The sequence below is a fragment of the Rhodohalobacter halophilus genome (assembly GCF_001715195.1).
Classification (GTDB): domain Bacteria; phylum Bacteroidota; class Rhodothermia; order Balneolales; family Balneolaceae; genus Rhodohalobacter; species Rhodohalobacter halophilus.
In genome coordinates, this window is sequence record NZ_MDWE01000001.1 from 85,757 (window position 1) to 110,727 (window position 24,971).

The 24,971-nt window shown below is 44.2% G+C and carries 22 protein-coding genes; 6 read left to right on the forward strand and 16 right to left on the reverse strand.

Going from position 1 to position 24,971, the window contains the following annotated elements; all coding sequences use genetic code 11:
• Positions 1 to 100: 100 nt before the first annotated feature.
• On the reverse strand, positions 101 to 1,378 hold the full coding sequence (locus BG260_RS00330; protein ID WP_069129951.1) for a dipeptidase: 1,278 nt from the start codon (positions 1,376 to 1,378) through the stop codon (positions 101 to 103).
• 75 nt (positions 1,379 to 1,453) lie between these two features.
• Entirely contained in the window at positions 1,454 to 2,710 is a 1,257-nt protein-coding gene (locus tag BG260_RS00335; protein WP_069129952.1) for a sialidase family protein, read from the reverse strand.
• Positions 2,711 to 2,853: 143 nt separating this feature from the next.
• On the opposite strand from BG260_RS00335, the gene BG260_RS00340 reads away from it, so the two are divergent.
• The gene (locus BG260_RS00340) at positions 2,854 to 4,848 is read left to right on the forward strand and encodes an ABC-F family ATP-binding cassette domain-containing protein (protein WP_069129953.1); all 1,995 of its coding nucleotides are present in this window, start codon (positions 2,854 to 2,856) and stop codon (positions 4,846 to 4,848) included.
• A 1-nt stretch (position 4,849) separates the two neighbouring features.
• Complete coding sequence (locus tag BG260_RS00345; protein ID WP_069129954.1) at positions 4,850 to 5,518, forward strand: WbqC family protein; 669 nt, start codon at positions 4,850 to 4,852, stop codon at positions 5,516 to 5,518.
• A gap of 208 nt (positions 5,519 to 5,726) precedes the next feature.
• On the opposite strand, the gene BG260_RS00350 is transcribed toward BG260_RS00345, so the two are convergent.
• From BG260_RS00350 to amaB, 3 genes are all read right to left on the reverse strand, one after another.
• Positions 5,727 to 6,194 carry a PH domain-containing protein gene (locus BG260_RS00350; protein ID WP_069129955.1) on the reverse strand — a complete coding sequence of 156 codons (468 nt, stop codon included), beginning with the start codon at positions 6,192 to 6,194 and terminating at the stop codon, positions 5,727 to 5,729.
• Between the two features lie 67 nt (positions 6,195 to 6,261).
• Positions 6,262 to 6,678: a DoxX family protein gene (locus BG260_RS00355; protein WP_069129956.1), complete on the reverse strand. Its 417-nt coding sequence runs from the start codon at positions 6,676 to 6,678 to the stop codon at positions 6,262 to 6,264.
• Positions 6,679 to 6,812: 134 nt separating this feature from the next.
• Positions 6,813 to 8,333, reverse strand: coding sequence for an L-piperidine-6-carboxylate dehydrogenase (gene amaB, locus BG260_RS00360; protein WP_069129957.1), 1,521 nt, complete (start codon positions 8,331 to 8,333; stop codon positions 6,813 to 6,815).
• A gap of 90 nt (positions 8,334 to 8,423) precedes the next feature.
• Here amaB and BG260_RS00365 point away from each other — a divergent pair, with 90 nt between their 5' ends.
• Both BG260_RS00365 and BG260_RS00370 read left to right on the forward strand, forming a co-directional pair.
• The gene (locus BG260_RS00365) at positions 8,424 to 9,197 is read left to right on the forward strand and encodes a TrmH family RNA methyltransferase (RefSeq protein ID WP_069129958.1); all 774 of its coding nucleotides are present in this window, start codon (positions 8,424 to 8,426) and stop codon (positions 9,195 to 9,197) included.
• Positions 9,198 to 9,417: 220 nt separating this feature from the next.
• Positions 9,418 to 10,752 carry a PhoH family protein gene (locus BG260_RS00370; RefSeq protein WP_069129959.1) on the forward strand — a complete coding sequence of 445 codons (1,335 nt, stop codon included), beginning with the start codon at positions 9,418 to 9,420 and terminating at the stop codon, positions 10,750 to 10,752.
• A 52-nt stretch (positions 10,753 to 10,804) separates the two neighbouring features.
• Here BG260_RS00370 and BG260_RS00375 read toward each other — a convergent pair whose 3' ends face one another.
• The 6 genes from BG260_RS00375 to BG260_RS00400 form a co-directional block, all read right to left on the reverse strand.
• The gene (locus tag BG260_RS00375) at positions 10,805 to 12,049 is read right to left on the reverse strand and encodes a BaiN/RdsA family NAD(P)/FAD-dependent oxidoreductase (protein WP_069129960.1); all 1,245 of its coding nucleotides are present in this window, start codon (positions 12,047 to 12,049) and stop codon (positions 10,805 to 10,807) included.
• A gap of 102 nt (positions 12,050 to 12,151) precedes the next feature.
• Positions 12,152 to 12,913, reverse strand: coding sequence for a FecR family protein (locus BG260_RS00380; RefSeq protein ID WP_069129961.1), 762 nt, complete (start codon positions 12,911 to 12,913; stop codon positions 12,152 to 12,154).
• A 15-nt stretch (positions 12,914 to 12,928) separates the two neighbouring features.
• Entirely contained in the window at positions 12,929 to 14,035 is a 1,107-nt protein-coding gene (locus BG260_RS00385) for a hypothetical protein (RefSeq protein WP_176719394.1), read from the reverse strand.
• 141 nt (positions 14,036 to 14,176) lie between these two features.
• Positions 14,177 to 15,163, reverse strand: coding sequence for an NAD(P)H-quinone oxidoreductase (locus tag BG260_RS00390; RefSeq protein WP_069129963.1), 987 nt, complete (start codon positions 15,161 to 15,163; stop codon positions 14,177 to 14,179).
• Between the two features lie 10 nt (positions 15,164 to 15,173).
• On the reverse strand, positions 15,174 to 16,640 hold the full coding sequence (locus BG260_RS00395) for a lipopolysaccharide biosynthesis protein (RefSeq protein WP_069129964.1): 1,467 nt from the start codon (positions 16,638 to 16,640) through the stop codon (positions 15,174 to 15,176).
• A gap of 2 nt (positions 16,641 to 16,642) precedes the next feature.
• A complete protein-coding gene (locus tag BG260_RS00400; protein ID WP_069129965.1) occupies positions 16,643 to 17,569 on the reverse strand; it encodes a glycosyltransferase in 927 nt (308 codons plus the stop codon).
• Between the two features lie 48 nt (positions 17,570 to 17,617).
• Here BG260_RS00400 and BG260_RS00405 point away from each other — a divergent pair, with 48 nt between their 5' ends.
• Positions 17,618 to 18,439 carry a glycosyltransferase family 2 protein gene (locus tag BG260_RS00405; RefSeq protein WP_069129966.1) on the forward strand — a complete coding sequence of 274 codons (822 nt, stop codon included), beginning with the start codon at positions 17,618 to 17,620 and terminating at the stop codon, positions 18,437 to 18,439.
• Between the two features lie 4 nt (positions 18,440 to 18,443).
• On the opposite strand, the gene BG260_RS00410 is transcribed toward BG260_RS00405, so the two are convergent.
• Genes BG260_RS00410 through gatC form a run of 3 tightly spaced genes read right to left on the reverse strand, consistent with a single transcriptional unit; the run spans position 18,444 to position 22,132 of the window.
• Positions 18,444 to 19,304: an ATP-grasp fold amidoligase family protein gene (locus tag BG260_RS00410; RefSeq protein WP_069129967.1), complete on the reverse strand. Its 861-nt coding sequence runs from the start codon at positions 19,302 to 19,304 to the stop codon at positions 18,444 to 18,446.
• Positions 19,301 to 21,790 carry a YfhO family protein gene (locus BG260_RS00415; protein ID WP_069129968.1) on the reverse strand — a complete coding sequence of 830 codons (2,490 nt, stop codon included), beginning with the start codon at positions 21,788 to 21,790 and terminating at the stop codon, positions 19,301 to 19,303. Before BG260_RS00415 ends, BG260_RS00410 begins: the two co-directional genes overlap by 4 nt.
• 51 nt (positions 21,791 to 21,841) lie before the next feature.
• Positions 21,842 to 22,132, reverse strand: coding sequence for an Asp-tRNA(Asn)/Glu-tRNA(Gln) amidotransferase subunit GatC (gatC, locus tag BG260_RS00420; RefSeq protein ID WP_069129969.1), 291 nt, complete (start codon positions 22,130 to 22,132; stop codon positions 21,842 to 21,844).
• A 188-nt stretch (positions 22,133 to 22,320) separates the two neighbouring features.
• On the opposite strand from gatC, the gene BG260_RS00425 reads away from it, so the two are divergent.
• Positions 22,321 to 22,812: a metallophosphoesterase gene (locus BG260_RS00425; protein WP_069129970.1), complete on the forward strand. Its 492-nt coding sequence runs from the start codon at positions 22,321 to 22,323 to the stop codon at positions 22,810 to 22,812.
• Positions 22,813 to 22,872: 60 nt separating this feature from the next.
• On the opposite strand, the gene BG260_RS00430 is transcribed toward BG260_RS00425, so the two are convergent.
• Together BG260_RS00430 and tsaD are read right to left on the reverse strand one after the other, a co-directional pair.
• Positions 22,873 to 23,883 carry an isocitrate/isopropylmalate dehydrogenase family protein gene (locus BG260_RS00430; RefSeq protein ID WP_069129971.1) on the reverse strand — a complete coding sequence of 337 codons (1,011 nt, stop codon included), beginning with the start codon at positions 23,881 to 23,883 and terminating at the stop codon, positions 22,873 to 22,875.
• Between the two features lie 79 nt (positions 23,884 to 23,962).
• Positions 23,963 to 24,949, reverse strand: a complete 987-nt coding sequence (gene tsaD / locus BG260_RS00435; RefSeq protein WP_069129972.1) for a tRNA (adenosine(37)-N6)-threonylcarbamoyltransferase complex transferase subunit TsaD — start codon at positions 24,947 to 24,949, stop codon at positions 23,963 to 23,965.
• Positions 24,950 to 24,971: the final 22 nt, after the last annotated feature.

Here is a 24,971-nt window from a genome sequence, read left to right on the forward strand (position 1 = left end):
ATGATTGTATCCGGCAGTGGCAATGTCTGAAAATAATGTTTAAACCAAAAAAGGCGGACCCTCTACAGTCCGCCTTTCCGGTCAGCTTTTTGAAATCTGTTTACTCAAAGTCTGTTATGAGAGCTTCAGACGGCCCTCGTTCCTGCTGAAGCCGTACGGCGGTTGCTTCAATTCCACGCATTACACGGAGCATGTTTTCACCGGCGATCTTTCGCAGATCTTCCTCACTATACCCTCTTCTGAGAAGTTCAGCGAACAACTCAGGATAGGTTGATACATCTTCAAGCCCTGTTGGAAGGGAAGAGATACCATCATAGTCTCCGCCAATTCCGATGTGATCCACTCCGACCTGATCGCGGATGTGATCGATATGATCCGCTACCTGTTCCAGCGTAGATTTTGGCATTTCATTTTGTTCTGACCACTCCTCCATTCTATCTCTGATGATGTCCGGCTGACCGGGATAGAGCGATTCTATTTTAGCACGGTAGCCGTTTCGCTCGGCGTAGTATTGACGCAGCTCTTCAGATGTAAACGACTCAACAAAAGTGACCATCACCAGGCCATCTTTTTCCGGCAGAAGCTGCAGTACATCATCCGGTACATTTCTAGGGTGGTTTGAGATGGCACGTGCATTTGAGTGAGAAAACATCACCGGTGCTTCAGAAACACGTATAGCATCTTTCATAGTAGCCGGAGTAACGTGTGAAAGATCCACGGCCATACCCAATCTGTTCATTTCGCGCACCACTTCTTCACCAAATTCGCTGAGACCGTCGTGTTTCGGATCATCACCGGCAGCATCAGCCCAGTCAAGTGTTCGTCCGTGTGTCAGCGTCATATAGCGAACACCCAGCTCATGAAACATTCGAAGTACGCCAAGAGAATTATTAATAGAGTGGCCACCCTCCATCCCCATCAGGGAAGCGATTTTCCCTTCTGCAAAGATGCGCTCAACATCATCTGCAGTATGTGCAATTTCAAACACATCAGGATACTCATGCGCCATCCGGTGAACAAACTCCACCTGCTCCATGGTCTGTTTCACAGCCTCGGCTTCCGGCAAGTTTGCCGACACATAAACGGACCACCACTGTGCACCAACACGGCCTTCTCTCAGACGGTTGATGTCGGTGTGCATGGCACGTTCGAGGTGTGTAGTATCGTAAAAATCGAGTTCGCTGAATTTATATCCGGCACGATTTCGATATTGCAGCGGCGCATCATTGTGACCGTCAAAAAGCGGAACACTTTCCAAAATTTCAATAGCCTGCTGGCGATAGTCGTCCCGGTCGGTCTGGGCAGAGAGGGAAGCGCACCCAAGAAACAGAGTTGACACAGTAATAAAAAGTATCAGTTTTGTAGAGTATTTGAGCATAGTATTTCGTTTAATTTAACATTTCAATATAAAATAGTGCTTATCTAGATGAAGACAAGTTGAAGAAACAATCTATTACAATTCAGGGATATCAAATGCATCAAACGGTACCAACGCCGTACGAACCCTAATGAGCGGAGCTGTTTGAGTCCACGCAAAAAAGAGACCGTCATCGGTTGCTTTCATCTGAGGAAACCCGCTGTTTCTGGATGGTGAGGTTAGTCCAACCAGTACACTCTCTTTAATATTTCCGGCGGAGTCTATTTCCGTAACCATCACATCTCCCACTTCGCCCCGGTGGCGCAACCAGCTTACATATATGCTTCCATTCTCCAGCAAAGCCAGATTTACACGCCCCATTGAACGATCGCCTCCAATCTGAATTGGTTCCCCAAAGGTTTCACCACCATTATCTGATCGAATGAGATACGTTCTCGACTCGTTTCCCTCCATCGTGAACCATGCCACCGCCACTCGGTCACCGTCAGCAACCACTTTGGGCCCGTTAACCGGACACGCCCCGATCCTCCAGTTATCGTTATGAACAGCCATCGGCTCACCCCATTCACCCGTTTCAAGATTGTATCTCGATATGTATATATCCCGAATTTCATCTTCTGTTCGATCACGATATACAGCAAGGAATCCATTTTCTGTTTTTACAAGATCGGTTTGGCAGCAATCACACACAGAATCGTCGATAATTCTGCTTCTTAGGATTTCACCGGAACGAGTCACTTCTGCTGATCGAAGTGTCATTGATTTGTTCATATCTTCATATTCATCGGCAGCCCGTCCCTCAGTATCACGACCATCCAGCCAAATGGCCAGAACTCGGTCCTCATCTATCGGACGGATGGTAACAAATCCATGCTCCGTCGCTGTATCGTCAAGATGTGGTGTGATAGGTTCAGCCCATCGCAGAGAGCCTTCCTGTGGGAATGAAACCTGAACATGATATGCATAAGGACCTCCCTCAACCTTTCGAAGCCAATGTGCAGCCATTGGTTCTCCCTCAAACCCGATAACAGACGGAAAATCCGCCCAGTTGGTAAAAAAGTTAGTCCCTACTTTAACCGTGCCGGGCATAGTCCATTGCCCTTCGCTGTATGTGGAGTACTGAAGTGCATACATATCCTCCTCAATCCCCATCAGCCAGCTCATGTAAATTTTACCCTCCTCATCCTGGTGTAGATATGGATAGCGCGAACCGGTATCAGCCGGACTGGTCAGTGCATATTCGTATACCGGTTGTTGCAGTTCTGTGTTGTTACACGAGGCAAAGAGAAGTATAGAAAATAAAACAGGAGCAAATCGTATCACTGTCTTCATATGAGAAATATTTAAATCAGATCAGAATGATTGGTATTTTTCACGCTTAAAATAACTTTGATCGGCCTAACATCCTAAACGGGTTAATAATTGCAGCCGGAAATCCGGTTCTAAAATTTTTAGAAGGGTTTTTACTTATTTTTATGCTTCAACTTGACAAAATCACTCTCTTTTTTGGCGATAGACCGCTCTTTGATGGCGTATCCACTACGATCAATCCCGGTGAACGAATTGGGCTCGTTGGACCAAACGGAGCCGGAAAATCTACCCTGCTCAAGATCATCGCCGGCGAACAAGAGGCCGACTCCGGAAGTGTAAATATGAGTAACAGTGCAACAGTTGGATATCTTCCTCAGGATGGTGTGGATCCCGACCCATCACTTTCCGTTTATGGTGAGGTAGAGCAGGCATTTTCTGAAATTCTGGCCCTCAGGGATAAACTGGAAAAGCTGCAAAATAAGCTGGACACACTTGATCCAAAATCTGAAGAGCATCATAAATCATTGGACGAATTTGGCAAAGTCCAACATCAACTCGAAAACATCGGGAGTTACACCCTTCAAGCCGATATCGAACGTGTCTTGATGGGGCTAGGCTTCAGCAAAGAGGATTTTACCCGGTCTACAACGGAGTTCAGTGGAGGCTGGCTGATGAGAATCGCTCTGGCAAAACTACTGCTCCGCAAGCCAACTTACCTGCTGCTGGATGAGCCTACTAATCATCTTGATATAGAATCACTCCAATGGATTGAGTCCTTTCTTAAAAACTATGAAGGTGCCTGTATCATCGTATCTCACGACCGTGCCTTTCTCGATTCCGTAATGACAAGAACACTTGCTCTTCGAAAAGGTGATTTAAACGACTATTCCGGCAACTACACTTTTTACGAGAAAAAGTACGCCGAAGAACAGGAGCTGCTGAAGAAAAAGATGGAAAATCAGCAGAAAGAGATGAAGCAGACACAGGAGTTTATTGATCGTTTTCGATACAAAGCCACGAAAGCGAAACAGGTTCAGAGCCGGATCAAACAGCTGGAAAAGATGGAAGAGATTGAACTGGATGAGGAGCAGTCTGAAATATCCTTCAGCTTTCCGCCCCCCGACCGTGCCGGTCAGGTTGTATTGAAACTGACCGATTTGGTAAAAAAATATGGGGATAACACTGTATTTGACGGAATTGACTATGAAATAGAGCGGGGCGATAAGATTGCGGTAGTGGGACCAAACGGGGCCGGGAAATCGACCCTGATTCGAATCTTGGCAGGCATCGAGCCAATCACTTCCGGAAAGAGAGAGGTCGGTTATAATGTAACACCCGGTTATTTTGCACAGCATCAGGCAGATGAGCTGGATCCGAAAAACACACCGCTTGAAGAGATGAGACTTGCAGGATCGGGTGAAAATGATACGCGTCTCAGAACCATCCTTGGATGCTTTCTATTTGTGGGGGATGATGTATTCAAAAAAGTTGGTGTACTTTCAGGTGGAGAGAAGAGCCGGGTTGCACTGGCAAAAATGCTGCTCAACAGCGGAAACTTTCTCATTTTTGATGAGCCGACGAACCACCTCGACATGCAGTCGAAAAACATTCTTCAGCAGGCTTTGCAGCAGTATGAGGGTACCTTGATGATTGTATCGCACGACCGGGATTTCCTCGATCCCATTGTGAACAAAACGCTCGAAATTCAGCCCGGATATATTAAAACGTGGCTGGGTAATGTGAGCTACTATCTCGATAAAAAGCGCGAGGAACAGGATGCAATTGAGGAGAAGAGTACTGGGCAGAAATCAGAAAAAATGGGCTCTGCAGATCCAACCGTAGGAATGACCCGGAAAGAGCAGCGCCGGTACGAAGCGGAAAAACGAAATGCGCTATCGCGAAAAGTAAAACCCCTCAAAAAACGGATTGAAGAACTTGAAACAGAGATTGAACAACTGGAAGTAAGAAAAATGGAGATTGAGGAGCAGATGGCTGATCCGGCGTTTTATGATGATGAAGACCGAGTGAAAGAGATTTCTCTGGAGTATGAGGCTGTAAAATCTGATTCCGCGGAAAAGATGGAGAAGTGGGAAGAGATTGCCGGACGTATTGAGCATATCGAAGAGTCGTTTGACAAAGAGTATCAGGCAGCGCGGTAATATGAAACTGGCAATCCTTCAACCTGTTCTGATTCCGGATCTACACGATTTGTCAACGATGATGACAGCCAATCACATTGTCTATCAAGATACCGAGCAGTGGTCAAGAAAAGGCCGAACCCACCGCGCATTGATTCGCACACCTGAAGGAACCGACTACATCTCCATTCCTGTGATGACGGCCGATAAAAAAAAGTCGATCAATAAAGTTCGAATTGATCATGCCAGAGACTGGATCAGCCCGATGCTTCGCTCACTGAAGTTCAACTACAGTAACAGCGTCTATTATGACTTTTATGAGCCTGAGGTTCGAGCTGATATCGAGATGGGTCACAATTTTGAATATCTGCTTGATTTCTCACTGTTTTTGAGAAAACGCCTGTTTCAATTTCTGGAGCTGGAAATTTCAGCGAAAATCGATTTTTCAAGCGGAATGGAGGGATACACCTCCGATCCGGATGAATTCGCAAAACAATTAGGGGCAGAAATCTACTATCAGGAGCATGATGCGCGGCACTACCAGCGGCAGGGAAAAAATCAGAGTGAGTTAAAGTTTACCCATCCGGAATATCGGCAGCATTTTGAGGGATTTGAGCCGTGGTGCTGTCTGTATGATCTTCTCTTCCAATACGGCCCGGAGAGTTTTCGAATATTTGAAGAGTTGGATTAATCCACTTGTTGCACGCCTTCAAGTCGTGCCACAAGTATGCCAGACTTTGTTAATTCGGAATACTACTCCGGAGGAGTTGCCTGTTTATAGCACGTAATGAATTGTGTAATATCCAGGCTCCATCGGAGCCTCCTCATTCTCTGTTCCTGGTTATTTAGAAGGTCTATTTCATCAAAGTCTTTTGGACTTCAACGATGCCATTCAAAGGTTAAGATGAAAAATAAGATTCAGGGTTAACTGACAACTGACTGTGAATTGCGTTCTTGAGCCTTTCAGCACTCTTTAAACCCTTGATTTTTTTAGTCCGGATCCCAATACCAAAGAGTGTTACCATACCTTTATTCCAAAATTTATCGACCCAATTTTGATATAAAGTAATATTATCCACTTTATTGAATGGATACTCTTCTGTTTGCAAATAATAATACCCGGAAACTATAACCAAACGCTTGTTTGTAACAATATACTCTCTATATGTCCATTTAAAGTATCCAAAAACTGTCCAAAACAGTCCTATCATTATAAAAATAAGACCGGCTTTATATACCTCCCCTGCCAAAATCACCGCAATATTATAGATCAAAAACAGTACCCCGCCATAAAAAATAGACGGGTGTTGATTGCTTCTGATTAATATATCTTCACCTTCTTTCTTTTGGAATTTTTTAGACGTCATGGAAGAGTGATCTATACCAAAATAACCATTATAGAACTATCACTTTATGATGCTACGGGCAAAACACTTACTTCCCAAATAATTTCTGATCAACGGAATATTTGCCGGCGCCGGTGAAGAACAGCACAATAAAACTGATCAGAAAAAACAGTCCCAACTCTTTTCTGCTGAATGGATCATCTGCATGAGCTACAAAAACAACCACCGCCATATTGATAATAAGAGGGATCAATGCCACTCGTGTAAACGCTCCGATTAATACAAAAACTGCACAAATCGCTTCGGCAAAGGTAACGAGAAGAAGTGAGGCCGTTGAACCGATTCCAATAGGATCACCGAAGCTGAAATCACCATCCAGGACTCTTAGGAGTTTTGGAATGCCATGAGTCATAATTAGTGCGGCTGCACCAATTCGTAAGATTAATATTGCAATATCGGGGCTGACAAATTGATCAAGTTTGGTAGAAAGTAAGTTTTTTAGCATTCGAGTCGAGTTTTAAGCTTGTAATTAAAACAATCGTGGCACGTCATTAAGGCGTGCCACGAATAGTTGTGTCTATATTTTTACCGGCTGGATAAAAATCCACCTAAAATGCATGAAACGCATTTACCTAACCATTACACATCAAACTCAATTCCCTGCGCAAGCGGCAATTCATCGCCCCAGTTGATGGTGTTGGTTTGTCGGCGCATATACGCTTTCCAAGCGTCTGATCCCGATTCGCGTCCACCGCCGGTCTCTTTTTCCCCGCCAAACGCACCGCCAATTTCCGCACCGCTGGTTCCGATGTTGATATTGGCAATTCCGCAATCGGAGCCTGCATGACTCAGGAATCTCTCCATCTCTCGCATATTCAGCGTAAACATGGATGAGCTGAGTCCCTGGACCACACCATTGTGCAGTTCTATCGCTTCGTCAAGTTCACTGTACTTAATCAGATAGAGAATTGGAGCAAACGTTTCGTGCTGTACGATTTCATAGTGATTTTCCACTTCACAAATAGCCGGCTTCACGTAATGCCCTTCCAGGTTTTCGAGAACGTCTCCTCCGCAAACTACGGAACCGCCCTCAGCTTCTACTTTCTTCAGCGCATTCTGCATGGCATCTACTGCATCCTGATCGATGAGCGGTCCAACCAGTGTATCGGAATCGAGCGGATCTCCGATATTGATGCTCTTGTAAATGTTCACCAAGCGATCTTTCAGCTCGTCATACACATCTTCGTGAATAATCAACCGGCGCGTACTGGTACAGCGCTGTCCGGCTGTTCCGACTGCTCCAAACACAATTGCACGAATGGCCATCTCCAGATCAGCTTCTTTACTAATGATAATCGCATTGTTTCCACCAAGTTCCAGAATCGTTTTACCCAACCGTGCAGCAACGGTTTTACCAACCTGCTTGCCCATCGGAATGGATCCGGTTGCGGAAATCAAAGGGATTCGTCCGTCGGTTGTCATCCACTCACCGACTTCGCGTCCACCGGTGATCATTCCGAAAACTCCTTCCGGAACGTCATTCTCTTTCAATACTTCCCCAATAATGTTTTGAACCGCTACCGAGCAGAGAGGTGTTTTCTCCGACCCTTTCCAGATGACGGTATCACCACAAATTGCAGCGATCATGGCGTTCCAGCTATACACTGCAACCGGAAAGTTGAAAGCGGAAATAATTCCAACAGGACCTAGCGGATGCCACTGCTCATACATTCTGTGTTGGGGACGCTCAGAGTGCATCGTTTTTCCGTATAACATTCGAGACTGCCCCACAGCAAAATCACAGATGTCGATCATCTCCTGAACTTCACCCAAACCTTCCTGGTAGATTTTACCCATCTCATACGATACCAGTTTCCCTAACGGCTCTTTGTATTCACGAAGTTTCAGACCGATCTGGCGGACAATTTCCCCGCGTTGCGGAGCCGGCATCATTCGCCACTCTTTAAAAGCTTCCTGTGATGCTTTCACCACCTGTTCATAATCCTCCTTGGAGGTTTCATAAACTGATGCGATTTCAGAACCGTCTGATGGTGTATGGCTTGTGATCAGGTTGGTAGACGTGTTTTCAATGTAATTTACACCGGTTGATGTTCCGGCATTCTTCTCTTTGATACCGAGCGTGCTCAAAAAATCTTTCATACTATATGTTTGTCTTAATTAGTAGTTTCTTGGAATATAGAGCCTTGATCAGCGAAACCCAATTTATGCAAAGCAGTTAAATAAATTTTTATGTCCCACACACCCCCTTCGAATCGTCAGCTCACTGAATGGAGAAAACTGCTTCAGGGAAAGTATCGCAAACGGCAGCAAAAGTTCATTGCGGAAGGGTTACGCTGTGTTGAGCAGATCATCAACCAAAAACGCATTCATGTAGAAGCTGCTGTGATTCAGAAAGACGTCGATCTCCCCGTTTCAATCTCAAATTCAGGGCTGCCCATTTTTGAAGTCAATTCTGACGAATTTGAATCCATATCCGATACTGAAACGCCACAGGGTATTCTCGCAATCTGCCGGATCCCGGAAGAGTCTGCCATTGATCAAATGAAAATCATGGGGGGTCTAATTGTGGCATTTGACGCAATTCAGGATCCGGGAAACCTGGGTACGATGATTCGCACAGCATCATGGTTTAATGTAACGGGATTGATCATCGGGCATGGAACTGTTGATCCTTTTCACCCTAAAGTAGTTCGAAGCACCGCCGGAGCTACAGGAGCGCTTCCATATTCGAAATCAAACCTTGCAGATGTTTTTTCAGATTTTGAATCTTCCGGCTGGAACGTTGCCGCATTGGATGGCGGATCAGATTCGATTTCCCTGAAGAGCGCCAAACCGACCATAAAAGATATCCTGATTATTGGTAATGAGGGAAATGGTGTTCATCCTGAGCTTATGAAAGGTAGGAAGAAGATCAAGATTGATGGAAATGCTGACCATGTGGAGAGTTTAAATGCCGCCGTGGCGTTGAGCATCGCACTCTATCATTTTTCGCCTAATACTTAAGTAACTTCACAGTTGGATATTTTTCACCCTGAGCAATTCTGAGTGATAGGAGATAAAATCATATTTTTTGGTGAGTGAACTGTCCGTTAAAAAAAATTTTTTCTTTGACAGATTAAATCACCATTAACTTTCCCCAACTTATTGATTCTATCGGGCCGTTTAGGTATAGTTAGATAAGCAATCTACAGAATAGCCCCCATAAACCTGAGCCGCTTTGCCTATGCCACGTGCCAAAAAAGCGAAGAAGATCTTTGTACTCGACACTTCCGTTCTTCTCTACGACTCCGACGCCGTCAAAAACTTTGAAAAGCACGATGTCGCTATCCCCATCACCGTGCTTGAGGAGCTCGACTCCTTTAAAAAAGGCAACTCCGTAACCAATCTTCATGCCCGTCAGTTTATCCGCTATCTGGATAAAATCTCTGACGCAAATATGATTGAAAAGTGGATTCCGCTGAACGGAAAAACTCACGGAAAAATTAGAGTAGTCAGTGATGAAGGATTGGATGATGTTGCTTCCAGACTTTTCGGTTCTGTTAAAAATGATCACCGGATTCTAAATACCGCTCTTCATTTAAGAGAAGAGGAGACCTCCAAAAAGGTGGTTTTAGTATCCAAAGACATCAATCTTAGATTGAAAGCACGGGCATTGAAACTCGATGCTGAAGATTATGAGACGATTCGGATCAAAGACATTGACCATCTCTACAAAGGAAAGACGGAGCTCCAGTTTGAAGACAACGCTCCCATCAACGATCTCTACAAGAAGGGACACATCAAACACAACAAGCTGGAAAAAAGTGATCCAATCACCAATCACTACTATATTCTGAAAAACCACTCCTGCTCGGCTTTAGGACATTACAACACCAAAAATGAAAGCGTGGAGCTGATCAAGCCGATGAGCGCCTACGGAATCTCTCCAAAAAATGCCGAACAGACGTTCGCACTGCATGCCATTATGAACCCAGCCATCCAATTGGTAACTATCACAGGAGCAGCCGGTACAGGGAAGACTCTCCTGGCACTGGCCGGTGCATTGGAGCAGAGAAGAGAGTACCGGCAAATATACCTGGCGCGGCCGATTGTCCCGTTAAGCAACCGTGATATCGGATATCTGCCCGGAGATGTAAAATCAAAAATCGACCCTTACATGCAGCCGCTTTGGGATAACCTGAGCATCATCAAAAATCAGTACAAGGAGAGCAGCGCTCAGTACAAAAAGGTTGATGAGCTGGTTCAGACCGAAAAACTTTCGATTGAGCCGTTGGCCTACATACGTGGACGTTCATTGAACAATGTGATTTTCATCATCGATGAAGCGCAGAATCTGACACCGCACGAAATCAAAACCATCATCACCCGCGCCGGTGAGAATACAAAAATCATCTTTACAGGAGATATATTCCAGATCGACACACCGTATCTGGATACACAAACCAATGGCCTCTCCTACATGATTGACCGGATTCACAACAATGATATCTACGCACATATCAATCTGGAGAAAGGTGAACGATCTACACTGGCGAATATCGCGAGTAAGTATTTGTAGATGATAGTCGTGAGTCCATAGGCTTGAGTCATGAGAGCTCAAGACTTGTATCTTACGACTCAAGACTAGAAATAGCATTCGCCGCCAGCCAGCCGTTCGTCCATGCCGCCTGAAAGTTGAATCCGCCGGTTACCCCATCGATGTCCAGAACCTCTCCCACAAAATATAACCCGGGGACTTTTTTACTCTCCAGCGTATCGGGATCAATTTCGTCCAGCGGGATTCCGCCACACGTCACAAACTCCTCTTTATAAGTGGTTTTGCCCTGAATATTAAATCGACTTCTAAATAGAGGCTGTGTCAGATCATGGATTTCCTTATTCGAAAGATCTGCCCATCGCTTATCTGTTTTTATTTCAGACAGTTCCAGAAACCGATCCCACAGTCTGTTAGGGAATGAAAAATAATCCTGCTTCGACACAGTTTTCCGGGCGTTTGAATCACGCAGCTTCATCAGTGCTTCGCGAACATCCTGCTCATTGGCGGGATAGACCCAGTTTATCAAAACATCAAACCGATACTCCAGTTCGTGTAACTCCCGCGCAGCCCAGGCAGATATTTTCAGAACAGCAGGACCGCTCAAGCCCCAGTGCGTAATAAGAACCGGACCGGCCTCTTCATAAGGAAGCTGTTCAATTTTTACATGAGCATTCTTTACAGAAATTCCGGCCAAATCAGACAGTACTTTTTCACGAAAGTTAAATGTAAAAAGGGACGGTACCGGAGAATGAACTGAATGGCCTAACGTTTTCAGCCAGCCATACGCTTTTCCGCGGTTGTAACCGCCCGTGGCAACAACAACCCGGTCAAAATATTGAGGCTCTTCACTTCGGATGGATAAACTGAATCCGCCGTTGCTTTCGGGCACAATTGCATCCACTTTAGTTTTCGTACGTATCTCTACTCCATTCTTTCGAGCTTCGTTCATCAGGCAATCTATGATTGTTTGTGAATCATCGGTAACAGGAAACATTCTTCCATCCGGCTCCGCCTTCAGTCTCACACCTCTCGACTCAAACCACTCCACAGTATCACTGGCCTGAAACTGTTCAAAACTCCATCGCAGTACTTTTCCTCCCCTCGGATAGTGACGTGATAACAGCTCCGGATCAAAACAGTTGTGAGTTACATTGCAGCGTCCCCCACCCGATATTCGTACTTTCGACAACACCTCTCTCGATTTCTCAAATATGGTAATATCCAGTTTCGGGTTTTGTCTTGCAGCATTTATAGCTGTAAAAAAACCGGCTGCCCCGCCTCCAATAATTGCAATCTTTTTGCCTGCTCTTCTATTCATGGTTGAAAAATACAAAAGTCATCGGCGAAATATCGAAGCAATAAAAAAAACCTCTTCCCAATAAATTGGAAAGAGGGCTCACTCACATTTACAGACTAACTGTTACTCCACAGTTGAGTCTGTTTGCTCATATACGCGAATTTCTTCTTCCACAGTGTCACCTGCTCTGTTTCTGAACTGAATTTTCATCTGCCGTTCAATCAGGTCACTCTCCAGAATTTGAAATTCCTCGGCCAGTTCCATCAGCTCCTCATCAGAAAGCTCACCGCTGTCTACAGAACCGTCGTCCTGTACCTGGATGAACATCCTGTTTGTAAGCGAACGGACCTCACCGGTCTCTCTTAATGTTACTTCAACTTCCCCCTCTTCTACCCAGATTTTATCATCGGCCGTTACACCAAAACGTGTTCCCTTCACAGACGCCACCGCCCGAGTCGTAGTTATCTCGAATTCGCGGTCCGGTCTGCTTTCCACATCCAGGAACATCCCTCCCAGTAACATGCCGACATGAGTACGCATATTCAGATTTCGTTCAGGATTAAGTTCACTTCGAATGACCATTTGAGATTGAGGACTGACTCTCGCAATCGACTCATCCAAAAACAACACCATCGCATACCCGCTGTTATTGGTTGTGAGTGTATCACCTGAAACCAACCCTCTTCCAACTTCCTGTAATGAGTCTCTGTATGATGCATTTGTTACTGTAACATCCGGCACATATCGTCGCACAAATGCAATCTCATCATCTGTTTCATTCAAAACCGGCTCTTCGTAAACCGAATCGGATCTGTCTGACATCATCAGAATAATTCCGGTTATAACTGCACCAATCACAAATAGAGAAATAATTGTCTTTTTCATTATGGCCACCTTTCATTAGCTAACTACTTTTAATTGATTCCTTTCAATTTTGCCTGCCATTTCCCTCAAAATTCTGAGTGCTTCATCTTTTGAATAGGACACTCCGTCTATCTGAATCTGATCAAATAACAAGCCATTTTCTATAAATTCCTCTGTGCGCTCTTCCCCAAACAAATTGACCAGGAGAGTCCTCATCTCACCTTCAATCGGGAAGCATGTAGTAAATTCAAAGCGTTCTGAAAATACCTGAACTTCCTCATTTCGAACGGTCTGTTTTGTGGTTTGAACCTGCCATCTATAGGTTTTACCCGGTTCAAACAGTCCGGCAAACCGTTCCGGTATCTGATACTGCGGGCTATCGGCTAACACATCCAGAACCACTCCTAAGGATTCATCGCGAATACTCTCTTCAGAGTGGTCAAGGTTAAACCGTTCATCAAAAAGTCTGTCGGAGTTCATCGCCCGGTCAGCATCAACAATAATCAATCTGTAAACCTGATTAGGCTCACCGTTCCATTGAAACTGAGGCGCTTCTTCAGAAACATTCAACCCTCTTAACCCCGAAATCACCTCCGGTTCAGATTGAATTGTCAACTCACTCCGGTTGAGAGTTGTCTCAAAAGAAACCGACGATCCTGATATTTTGCTAAACTCATCGTTCATTCTCTGCATGAGTGAAATATCGAGTGTGTATCGATCATCGGTGATCAGATACCCGCGTCTAATATTTTGAACCAGCCTTCTGCCATTCGATGTGAGTGTAAAGTCAAACGATGGTTCCCCTTCGATCGACAAGTTCGAAACATCAGATACATCAAGGTTTGAAAATGTAATTCTGCCGTTTGGGTTGAGCGTAAAGAGGCCGGAAGCCGTCTGTTCTACCATTAAAATAGTTCCAAACTCTTCGCTTTTCAGCTCCAGTTTAATAAAATTGTCCCGTAAAATTCCGCTTGAGGTATTCTCTACGGTAATATTGAACAGTGCCGTTGAAAAACTCTGTTCAGTCATTCCAATCAGCAGGTCATCCAGATCATTTTGCGAAAAGGTTTCCGACATACTCACACTGAGATCCACATCCGAATATTGCGGAGTTCCCGCAGCAGCGAGCATGAGCAGAGCCATAAATGATATAATTATTTGCTGAGCCATTTAGGTTTAACGGGTTCAATGTATTTCTTCATCGAAAATATCAGAACCTACGCATTTATGCCTATAAATCTGACTAACAAAGCCGTTTTTTTGATTAAATCTATCTAACTCGCTCTACATGCCCGTTAACACAATTTTGCCGGCATTTCTGTTTTCACTCATCATTTGATGTGCTTTCTCTACATCATTCCAATCAAAAATTGCACTAATAACCGGGCTTAACTCCTCTTGTTTGAACAGTTGCTCTGTTTTCTCCCAAAACTCTCCGGTCAATCTTTTTTTATACTCAACAGATCGATTTCTGAGTGTTGAACCTCGAATTGTCAGCCGTTTTCGTAAAATGGGTATCAAATTCAACTTCTCTACAGTAACTCCTCCCAGCATTGAGAGAATCACAACCCGACCATCCATAGACAGACAATCAATGTTACTTTCCCAATATGGCGAACCCACAAAATCGATGATAAGATCCATGCTGTTTTCACCAAACCGATTGCGGATTGCCTCAGCAAAATCTTCTTCTTTATAGTTGATCTGCAGAATAGAACCCAGCGAACGGCATAAATCCAGCTTCTCTTTGCTGCCGGCTGTAACGGCAATTTTTGCATGATTCAGATGTTTTGCCAGCTGAATAGCTGCTGTGCCTACGCCACTGGCTCCTGCATGAACCAGAACCGTTTCTTTATCCTTCAACTCCCCAAGCCATATCAAAGACTGGTAGGCTGTTAAAAAAACCTCCGGAATGGCAGCTGCTTCTTCAAAAGACATGAAATCAGGCATCAACATTGCCATGTCTTCATGGATGGTACATTTTTCAGCATACCCTCCACCTCCGAGAAGCCCAAATATGTGATCACCCTCAGAAAACTTTGTGACCTGTTTACCCACACTCTCTACCACACCGGCCATTTCCAGTCCCAAGATGGTTGATTCACCTTCAGGAACAGGATATTTACCTCTTTTCTGGAGCAGATCCGCCCGGTTCAATGCGGTCGCTTTTATCTTTACCAGCAAATCATACTCACCCGGTATTGGCTCTTTCACTTCACCCATTTCCATTACCGGTTTACCTGAATGATCATTGACAAGAAGTGCCTTCATCTTAATCCTTTCATTTTCTGTTAAAAATCAAATTGTGAATGTCTTCAGAAACTTTGAAGTATAGTATTGGCATCGCAAAGAGTAATAAAAAGATCAATGACTGAAGAGTTCCGGTTATCCATAAATTATCGATCTTAAAATTTACCCGGCTTGAGATGAAAAGTGCAATCACACCCAGCGATATCACAATAAATGTTTTATAGGTGAATGGTGTCAATTTCATTTTCCATTTTACGTATAAAAACTTTACTCCATTGTAAATAAAAATCGCACCGGCAGATGCAATCGCGGCCCCTTCAATTCCGTACAGTGGAATTAGCATGTAGTTTGCAAAAATAGTTACGGCTACCAACACAATATTCGTGTAAAAACTCACTCTGTAGTGTCGGGAGTTCAGTAAAATCACACCGTTCGCTCCATTGCCGATGTCTATCAATTTTCCAATTCCAATAATGAAGACCACCCATTTTCCATCCCGGTACACTTCAGGCAAAAAGGAAAAAAGCAGGTCTATATTTATCCAGATGATACCAAAAATGGCCATACCTAATATCAACTGATTAAGAGAAGTCTTCTTATAAATTCTATCGACCTCTTTCCACTTCTTCTGTTTAATAAATTCTGAAATTAGAGGAGTCGCAATTTTGTCAATAGATCGTTGAGGAACCGCAATCACCGACCCGACGTAAAAAGCGATCGCATAAATTGCAGTGCTATCCAGGCCGGCCATAGAGCCCAGCATTAAAACGTCCACATTCCACACCAGCACCGTTGTGAGACCGCCAAGCAGAGAATAGAGACTGTAATTCGCCATTCCCTTTACCAGCGGTTTTTTCAGAATGTTAAAATTGGGTTTGATTTGAAACTCCCTCTTCCGAATAATTTGCCCTAAAATAAGAAGTGGCTGCGACGCGTAGCTCAAAACAAACAGTGCCACAAACTCCGCAAAACTTATCCATCCAAAGAAATAGAAACCCAAAAACAGAATAGCAAAAAGTCGCTGAGAAACTTCATTCACAAGTGAACCGGTGGTGGAATCCCGGAGTGACCTTAGATAGTTATTGAGCACTTCAAAATAGAGTACAAAGAGCGTCAGCGGAAGCAGCCAGAGATAATAGTCCACAAATAGCGGGGAGCGATCTGAATAGACCTGAATTAGCAGTTCATCAAATAGAAAAAAGAGTAGTGTGAATAGCAGAAACCCACCGAAAGGAACCGTTAACGCCCAAAAAAGAAACCCATGTTCTTTCGGAGATGCATTTTTAAAAAATGGAAAATAACGCAAAATCAGGTTGTTAAAACCCAAGTGTGCAAATTGGGAGAGGATGAGAGCAGCCGAAACCATGACTCTTGTCAGGCCGTATTGATCGGGGTTCAAAATGTGCGGGTAGAGAAATACTGTCAGTACAAAACCCAACCCGATCCCAATATACGTAATCAGGCTGTTCCAGGCGCTCTGTTTGGCTATAATTCCCAACTCTACACTCCTCCCCGGTCAGCTTTCAGAAAGCCTCTCAAAACCCAAATTCTGAACTGCAAAATAAATGAGGCGGCTTTTGTTCTTCCTCTCATAAGATACCCGATGCTCAGTATGATACTGCCGGTAAATTTCACAATTTCACTCAGCAGCTTTACCGCTTTTTTCCCGGGTAACTCTTTAAGGCGGAGATTTTCGCTCAAACCAATTCCGATAGATTGATTTTTGAGGTACTCTTTTGTGAGACGCTTCTGTCCAATCCTGTGATGTAAACTCATTGACGGCCAGTAGTGGAGGTGATACCCATGTTCTCTTGCACGATCAAAAAAGGCCTTCTCTTCACTTCCCAGCAGTTGCTTCCCGATTCGTCCCAAATCGGTATCAAATTGACCGATTGTATCAAAAACCTCTTTTTTAATCAGCATATTTCCACCGCGAGGGAAATTCGTTTTTGGATAGAATCTCTCATCATCTCCCAAATCATGCAGGCCAAACATTGGCATCAATTCGTCCGGAATCCAATCGGGCTCACTCTCATCAAACCGAACAAATATCCGCCCCCCCGCACAAACAGCCTCCGGATATCTATTCATATAATCAATTGCAGCACTTACAAAATCACTCTTGAGTTCTACATCATCATCAATGTAGAGCAGTGTATCGGTTTCAGCTTCTTCAATCGCACGGTTTCTGGCATACGATAAGCCCTGCTTTTTCTCCTTCACCACCCGAAATTGCAGGTTACTGTTTGCCTCCTGAAATTTCCGGCAAACCTCCTGAGTTTGATCCGAGCTATTGTTATCAATAACTAAAATTTCAAACTGTGAGTTTTCAGCAGTTTGGTTCGCCAGATCGTTCAGTGTATCCCGGAGATAGCTAGCCCGGTTATATGTGCAAATGGCGATTGTTATGAATGTCTCTTTTATCATCTGTATTTTGTGTGAACGAAAATATAATCATTTGAAGGAAGAAGAAAATTGAGCAATTATCCACTTGTAAGTGCCATCATCCCCACCAAGAACAGAGCGAAACTTTTAGAGCGTGCAATCCATTCGGCATTAGAACAGACTTGGGAAAATATGGAGGTAATCGTTGTAGATGATGCTTCGGATGATTCGACTCCGGATCTGCTCCGTAATCTCCAAAATCAACATCCGAATATTTCCGTAGTCCGAAATGAATATTCACAGGGTGCCGCAGCCTGCAGAAATATTGCCATTCATCATGCCAAGGGAGAATATATCGCCGGATTGGATGACGACGATTTCTGGCGACCTAAGCGTATTGAAAAGTTGATGGAGGAGTTTGAAGATGGATTTGCAGCTGTTACTTCGAATGACCGACTCGATTTTGGTGAAAAAGAGATCGTCTGGAAAAAGAAAGCTGTTATTACTCTTGACGACCTTCTCTACTATAACCAGGTTGGCAACCAGGTACTGACCAGAAAAGAGTACATTGAAAGTGTTGGCGGGTATGATGAAAAACTTCCATCAGCGCAGGATTATGATTTATGGATTCGTCTTGCTCACGATTTTGGACCGATCAAAACGGCTCCCCACACACTGCAGGTCGTGAATATGGAGATTGATCGTGACCGAATTTCAACTTCCGGTGACGAGACTGTCGGTTATTATGCCTGCTTTGAGAAACATCAGGGCAAGATGAGTGAACAACAAAAAAAGTATCAACAGTACAGAATTAAACTTGCGGAAGGAAAAGAGACCGGATGGATTGAAATGTTCAGATCCACACCGTCACATCTCTATTTAAAAGAAGTAACCCGTAAACTGTTTCTATAACTACTTAGAGCTGCAGGTTTTCACCCAGTTCAAAGTCGAACCAATCCGGTTGATACGAAATAAACCCATTGCCCGGAAAGTTTGTAAGCTCTCCAAAATAGACCTTATTACCTACCGAGTAGAGGTCTACACGAATAAAGTTGAACTCAGAGGATAATTTTTCTGCTACTTCAATCATCTCATCCAACGTGCCGGGCGGAGTGATTGGGTTTTCAGAGTTGGGATAGAGTGATGTAACCGGAAGCAGGTTAAAATTTCGATCGTATAGATTGCGTCGTTGTTTCTCAAACCTCCCGATATCAACCTGAATCAACGCAACTCTTCCATGAAAACAGAATAATTTGTAATCTTTGGGAATCTCATTGTACTGATTGAGCAGCAGCTCTTCGGCAATTATATCCCGTTTTGCGTCTTCGTAAACCCACTCTCTGCCAAATTTAGCATAGTTGAACTCTTGCCACTCCCGGGTAATTTGAGCAATCTTCAAGAAATCAACGTTCTGCTTCCCATCTATGATCTCAATCATTCCGCAGCCGTGATTTGCCTTAAGCACAAACTGATCTGGAAGTGTTTCCCACTCCCGGGCAGTCAAATTTGATGTTTCCAATACTAAAGGAATCAGATACTCCTCTCCAATTTGATCTTTTACATACTCCCGGACTCTCTTCCGGCTGGCGGCCATTTTTCTTAACGGATTCCTATCATAAAGTTTGACGTACTGTATTTTCTCTGTAAATGACTGTGGCGTTTTCAGGTTTAACTTTCTGCCAACATCCAGCCGGTAGCGAATTTTTGCATACTGAACATCACTCAGAATTTTATGTAATCCGCCCCAAAAAAGCTTTCTGAGAAACCATTCTTTCATATCTTTTCAATCTCTTCCGGCGGAGATGAGTCACCGGCTCTCTTCATTTTCATCAAACCTATTCCAAGCGTAATCAGGAGCAGAATTGTTCCAATTCGAGCCAGCCAGTTACCCGTTTCATACCAAACCGGTTCAATAATCATTTCCAATGTGTGCTCACCGGCGGGAATTTCAAATCCCCGGAGTACATAATTTGTTCTGATCACGTCAATCGGTTCTCCATTTAAGGTTGCTTTCCAACCTTCGGGATACCAAATTTCACTCAATACCAAAAATCCTTCTGAGTCGGCGGTGATTTCAAGTGAAATTTTGTTGGCATTGTAGTCATTCACTGATACAGACCGATTTGCAGAATCGTACTCTATTGACCGAGAGTCTGCAACAAATGCCACCGAATCAGCACTAAAATCTTCTGATATACGTCGCAACAGCTCCGATTGATCTGTGAATGATTCAACACGATTCACAAACCAGGCTTTTGGCAATACATCCATATTTTCTAAAACCACGCCATCCTGTCCCCTGTAGGCCACCTCAAATCCCGGAATATTAAAAGCACCTTGTGCTGACATATAACGAATATTGAGCATATTCAAGACTCCCTTGTTGATGCCAAACGGGCCGGAGAAAAATGCCTCATCAATCAGATCCTGATAGTAGCCAAGTTTTGCACCGGAATAGCCGCCCGCAGATGGATAGAAAAATGCCGGAACCGCATTGTTAAATGGATTATCGAGCATCGGTAAAACACGATATTCCCAACCGGCGTCTGTTTCCACCTGATTCTTCAAAAATCGGTCCAGTTCCCGTTCGTTTCTTTGAAGTACATCCGTCCGGTCCAAACTTTGATCAACCAAAGAACTTTCACTTAAATAACGCTGATCCACGCGAATAAAATCGTAGGCAATGAATATACAAAAGAGCATACCTCCGGTAGAGATGGATATTTTCTTCATCCCCATAGCAAACAGAATTCCTATCCCGGCGGCAAAGAAAAATCCAAACCGAAGGGTATCGCCACGCGCTAACTCCTCTCTCTGCGGAATGAGATCATTCTGAAGATACCTGCTCACCGTTTGGGAAACTCTGGGATCATCTGCTGGAACCTCGTTTTGTGCGGCTACCTGCCGGGAAAGCTGCTCCCGCTCACCCGGTTTTTCAAACGAAAGAAACTGAAACCCGATCAGCATAACAACCATACCGGTGCCGGCTGCTGCATAAATCGGCTTTTTCCATTGGCTGGGCTTGTTTTCCCTGATCTTATCCAACAACCACTCCAGTCCAAAAACTGCCGGAACAGAGAAGCAAAACACAGAGATCATCAGCCACATTTCTGGAACCCGGAATTTATCAAACAGAGGAAAATAGGCAAACATCAGATTGTTAAGCGTACCAAAATTCTCACCCAGGGAGAAGAGCAAGGTTGCAATACCGGGACCGAGAAATACCCATTTTAGTTTGTGAGAAGATTTCCAGGCACCTACAACCAGAAAGAGTAGTGTCAAAGCCCCAAAATAGTGCGGACCGCTGGTGAATGTTTTAGGACCCCAGTATAGCTCCGACCCACCATACGCCCCGGGAATAATCAACGTGAGCAGCTCACCCCACCCTTGCGACCAGGCAAAAGCATAATCTCTGGCTAACCCCGTATTGCCGGCAAGTTCCGAGCCTCCCCGCATACTGTAGGGGGAATACTCCAGCGTGCTCCAATAGAGCTGAATGGAAATTAAAGTGGCAATAATTGCCGCGCCAACCAACCATCCGGTGTGTATCGCAAATGGTTTGATATTTCCTGACCTGATGGCTTTGGAAAGATCGTAAAAGAATAGTGTTAACAGCGGGAATAGGAAAAAGTAGGTAACCTGAGGGTGATATGCCCGCAAATGAAGAGTAAGCGCCCAAGCAAAGAGAAATGCGGCCAGCCAGGGATTCCATTTAGACCTTGTCAGAAGAAAGTATCCGTTATATAGCCACGGAATGTAGATATACGCTAAAAATTTAGCGTTGTGCCCCGCTCCAATAATGATTGGAATATAGGTCGAAAACCCAATAATAACTGCGCCAAAAACAGCCGACAAGGGTCGTACACCTAAGAGTAAAAACATGAAATAAGCTCCACCGAGCAGAATCCACATCTCGGCTGCGGGGTAGATAGAGCTCAGAAATTTCAGTAAGGTATTATCAAGGTTACTGATTTGCGGGGGATGGGAAATGGTTGTTGCCGGCATTCCGGAGAACATGTTCGTAGCCCAGTGCGCAACTTCGCCAAACTCCTGCTGATGCTGAATCAACGATTCCGCTCCCGCCCTCCACTGAATTACATCATGCCCCATGTACTGCTGACCGCCAAGAACCGTGGCATGAAACAGAATAACCGGCAGAATAAACAGAAACCCTAAACAGAGCAGATGTTTATTCCGATCAGCCAGTGACTCCCAAAAACCTTTGTTGGATTGTTTCTTCTGTTTGCTTTTATCAGCAGCCATTAAGTAAAAATGTAGGTTAGAATGGGATGTTCGAGTAAATAAAGCCGGAGCTTATTCAATTACACGCGGCACACGGAAGTAGTCGGAGTCTGCATCGGGGGCATTTTTAAGTGCCTCCTCATGGTCGAGCGGTGCTCCAGCTTCATCTTTTCTGAATGAGGAAGAAACAATTTCCGTCACATGCTCCAATGGTTCAACATCGGAGGTATCAAGTTCGTTGAGTGTTTCAATATAGCCGAGAATTTTATTCATATCGCCCTTAAGGCGTTCTGCTTCGTCCTCTTTCAGCTGAAGTCGGGCAAGATTAGCAATGTAATATACTTCCTCTTTTGATACAGACATGTTTCCTTATTTATCGGTGAATCAAATTTTCTTCGGTTTAAGGTAAGAAATCCTTCAGAAAAGCATAAGCCATCCGGCAAATCAATTTTTCAAACTATGTTGACCTCTGTTTCATAGAAATTCAAATCTCTTGCAATCCCCTCACGTTTTTACTTGATTACAAATATACAGTCATAAATCTATCTATTATGCTAGTCGGAATCTGTTCAGATACACACGATCACGTAAACAATATTCAAAAAGCGGTTCAAAAGTTTAAAGAGCTGAACGTTTCAAAAGTGATCCATGCAGGAGACTACTGCAGCCCATTCACCATTCCTCTGTTTAGCGGGCTTGATCTACACGGAATTTTCGGTAACAATGACGGCGATAAGTTTCTGTTGATGAAGAAGTTTGAGGAGATTGGAGGAACGCTTCATGGAGAGTTTTTTTCATTCGAAGATGATAAATTAAAGTTTGCTGTCTATCATGGCACCTACCCCGAAATTACCGATAGCCTGGAAAATTGCGGGAAGTATGATGTTGTCATCTCCGGCCATACGCATCAGGCAAAAGTTGGCACAGCCGGCGATACGGTTACCATTAATCCGGGAAGCGTAAATGGATTTGACCAGGATCCCTTAGTTGCCATTTTTGACACGCTTACCAAACAGGTAAAATTTGTTGAGTTAAACGATTAAAAACAGAAAAGGCTGTATGTTTCCACACAGCCTTTTATACATTTGGATCAAATGTTGAGTTTAATCTCGCAGCAGTTTACAGATCGCTTCAGTGTAGCTTTCTGTATTGCCTTCGCCACCGATGTCTTCTGTACATTCTTTTTTATGCTCCTGAAGAACGGTGTACACTGCAGAGCGGATCTTTTCAGCCAGTCTGTCTTCGCCCAGATACTCCAGCATCATCAGAGCCGAAAAGAGGAGCGCTGTCGGGTTTGCCATACCTTTACCTGCAATGTCCGGGGCTGAACCGTGAACCGCTTCAAACATAGCGGCATCATCACTGATATTTGCAGCACCGGTTACACCCAAACCTCCAACAAGCCCTGAAGCAAGGTCAGAAAGGATATCACCGAATAGATTTGTGGTCACAATCACATCAAACTGTTGTGGGCGCAGAACCATCTGCATGGCCATGTTGTCAACAATCAGATCTTGAAATTCGATGTCCGGATAATCCCGAGCAATCTCTTTTCCAATCTTCAAAAACAGACCGGTTGTAAATTTCAGGATATTGGCTTTGTGAACCAGGCTTACTTTCTTTCTGCCTCGCTTTTTCGCGTATTCAAAAGCTGAACGAATAATTTTTTCACTTGCTTCCCGGGTTACGACCGCAATTCCCTCAGCATGCTTCTCATCGTCACCAATCCAGTGCTCTTTACCGATGTAGAGCCCCTCAGTATTCTCCCTGAAGAGCACCAAATCCACATCACGGAAAGGCGTGTCGATGTTCGGAAGCGACCGGGCCGGCCGTATATTGCTATAGAGGTTAAACTTCTGGCGCAAAGCTACATTTATGGATCTAAATCCTGCACCGACCGGAGTGGTAAGCGGACCTTTTAATGCAATTCGATGCTTTTTAATTGCATCGATCGTCTCTTCCGGCAGAGGAGTACCCAATTCATCATTTGCTCCCGCACCGGCTTTGCACTCAATCCAGTTGATATCTGCACCGGCGGTATCTAAAATTTTAGTTACAGAATCCGTAATCTCTTTTCCAATTCCGTCTCCCGGAATCAATACAACATTATACATATAGCAATCAGTTATGGTGTTGAACTTTATTTCGACTGAAGATAGGGATTTTAAGACTCGAATGTGAGTGATTTACGCTCTATCCCACTCTTGAGAATGGTTTAAGGCTTAGATCATCAAACACTCCCTCACGTGCTTTTAGGGCTCCGGTAACAGCAATCATCGCTGCATTATCCGTACAATACTCCAGTGCGGGTATCATGACGTTCAAGCCCCTTTTTTCAGACAACTTATTCATCTTTTTTCTAAGCATGGAGTTTGCTGATACCCCGCCCGCGAGCATAACATGCTCTACATCTTTCTTCTTAACGGCACGTCGAAGTTTTGCAACCAGCACATCTGTAATTGCCGCCGATACACTTGCACAAATATCATTCAAATTTTGTTGAACAAACTCTTCTCCTTTCTCCTGCGTGTAGTACAGAACGCTCGTTTTTAATCCTGAAAAACTGAAATCCAGACCTTTATTAATCATTGAGCGTGGAAAATCGTGAAATTCGGGGTTTCCCTCCTTTGCCAGCATATCAACAACAGGACCCGCCGGATATGGCAGCCCCAGAATTTTACCAATCTTGTCGAATGCCTCTCCAGCTGCATCATCTCTGGTTTCACCAAGCACTTCATGATGAAAAGCCTTTTTTACATAAACAAGCCGAGTGTGTCCGCCCGATACAATCAAGCCGACAAATGGATACACCTCATTGTGTTCAATGAAATTGGCGTAAAGATGAGCGTCGATATGATTAACACCAATTATCGGTTTTTGATAGGTGAGAGCCAGCCCTTTGGCAAAACTGAGCCCCACCAGAAGTGACCCGATTAATCCCGGCCCCTGTGCAACGGCTATCACATCCACCTCATTCATCGATATTTCAGCTTCAACCAGTGCCTGCTGCACTGTTTTCCAAATCGTTTTATGATGCGCCCTGGATGCCAGTTCCGGCACTACCCCTCCGAACTGTTCGTGAATGGATTGTGAGGCGATAATATTTGAAAGAATCTCACCGTCTTTCCAAACAGCTGCTGCTGTTTCATCGCAGGAAGATTCTATTCCGAGTACATTCATTTAAGCCTGTATTGTTTTTAAA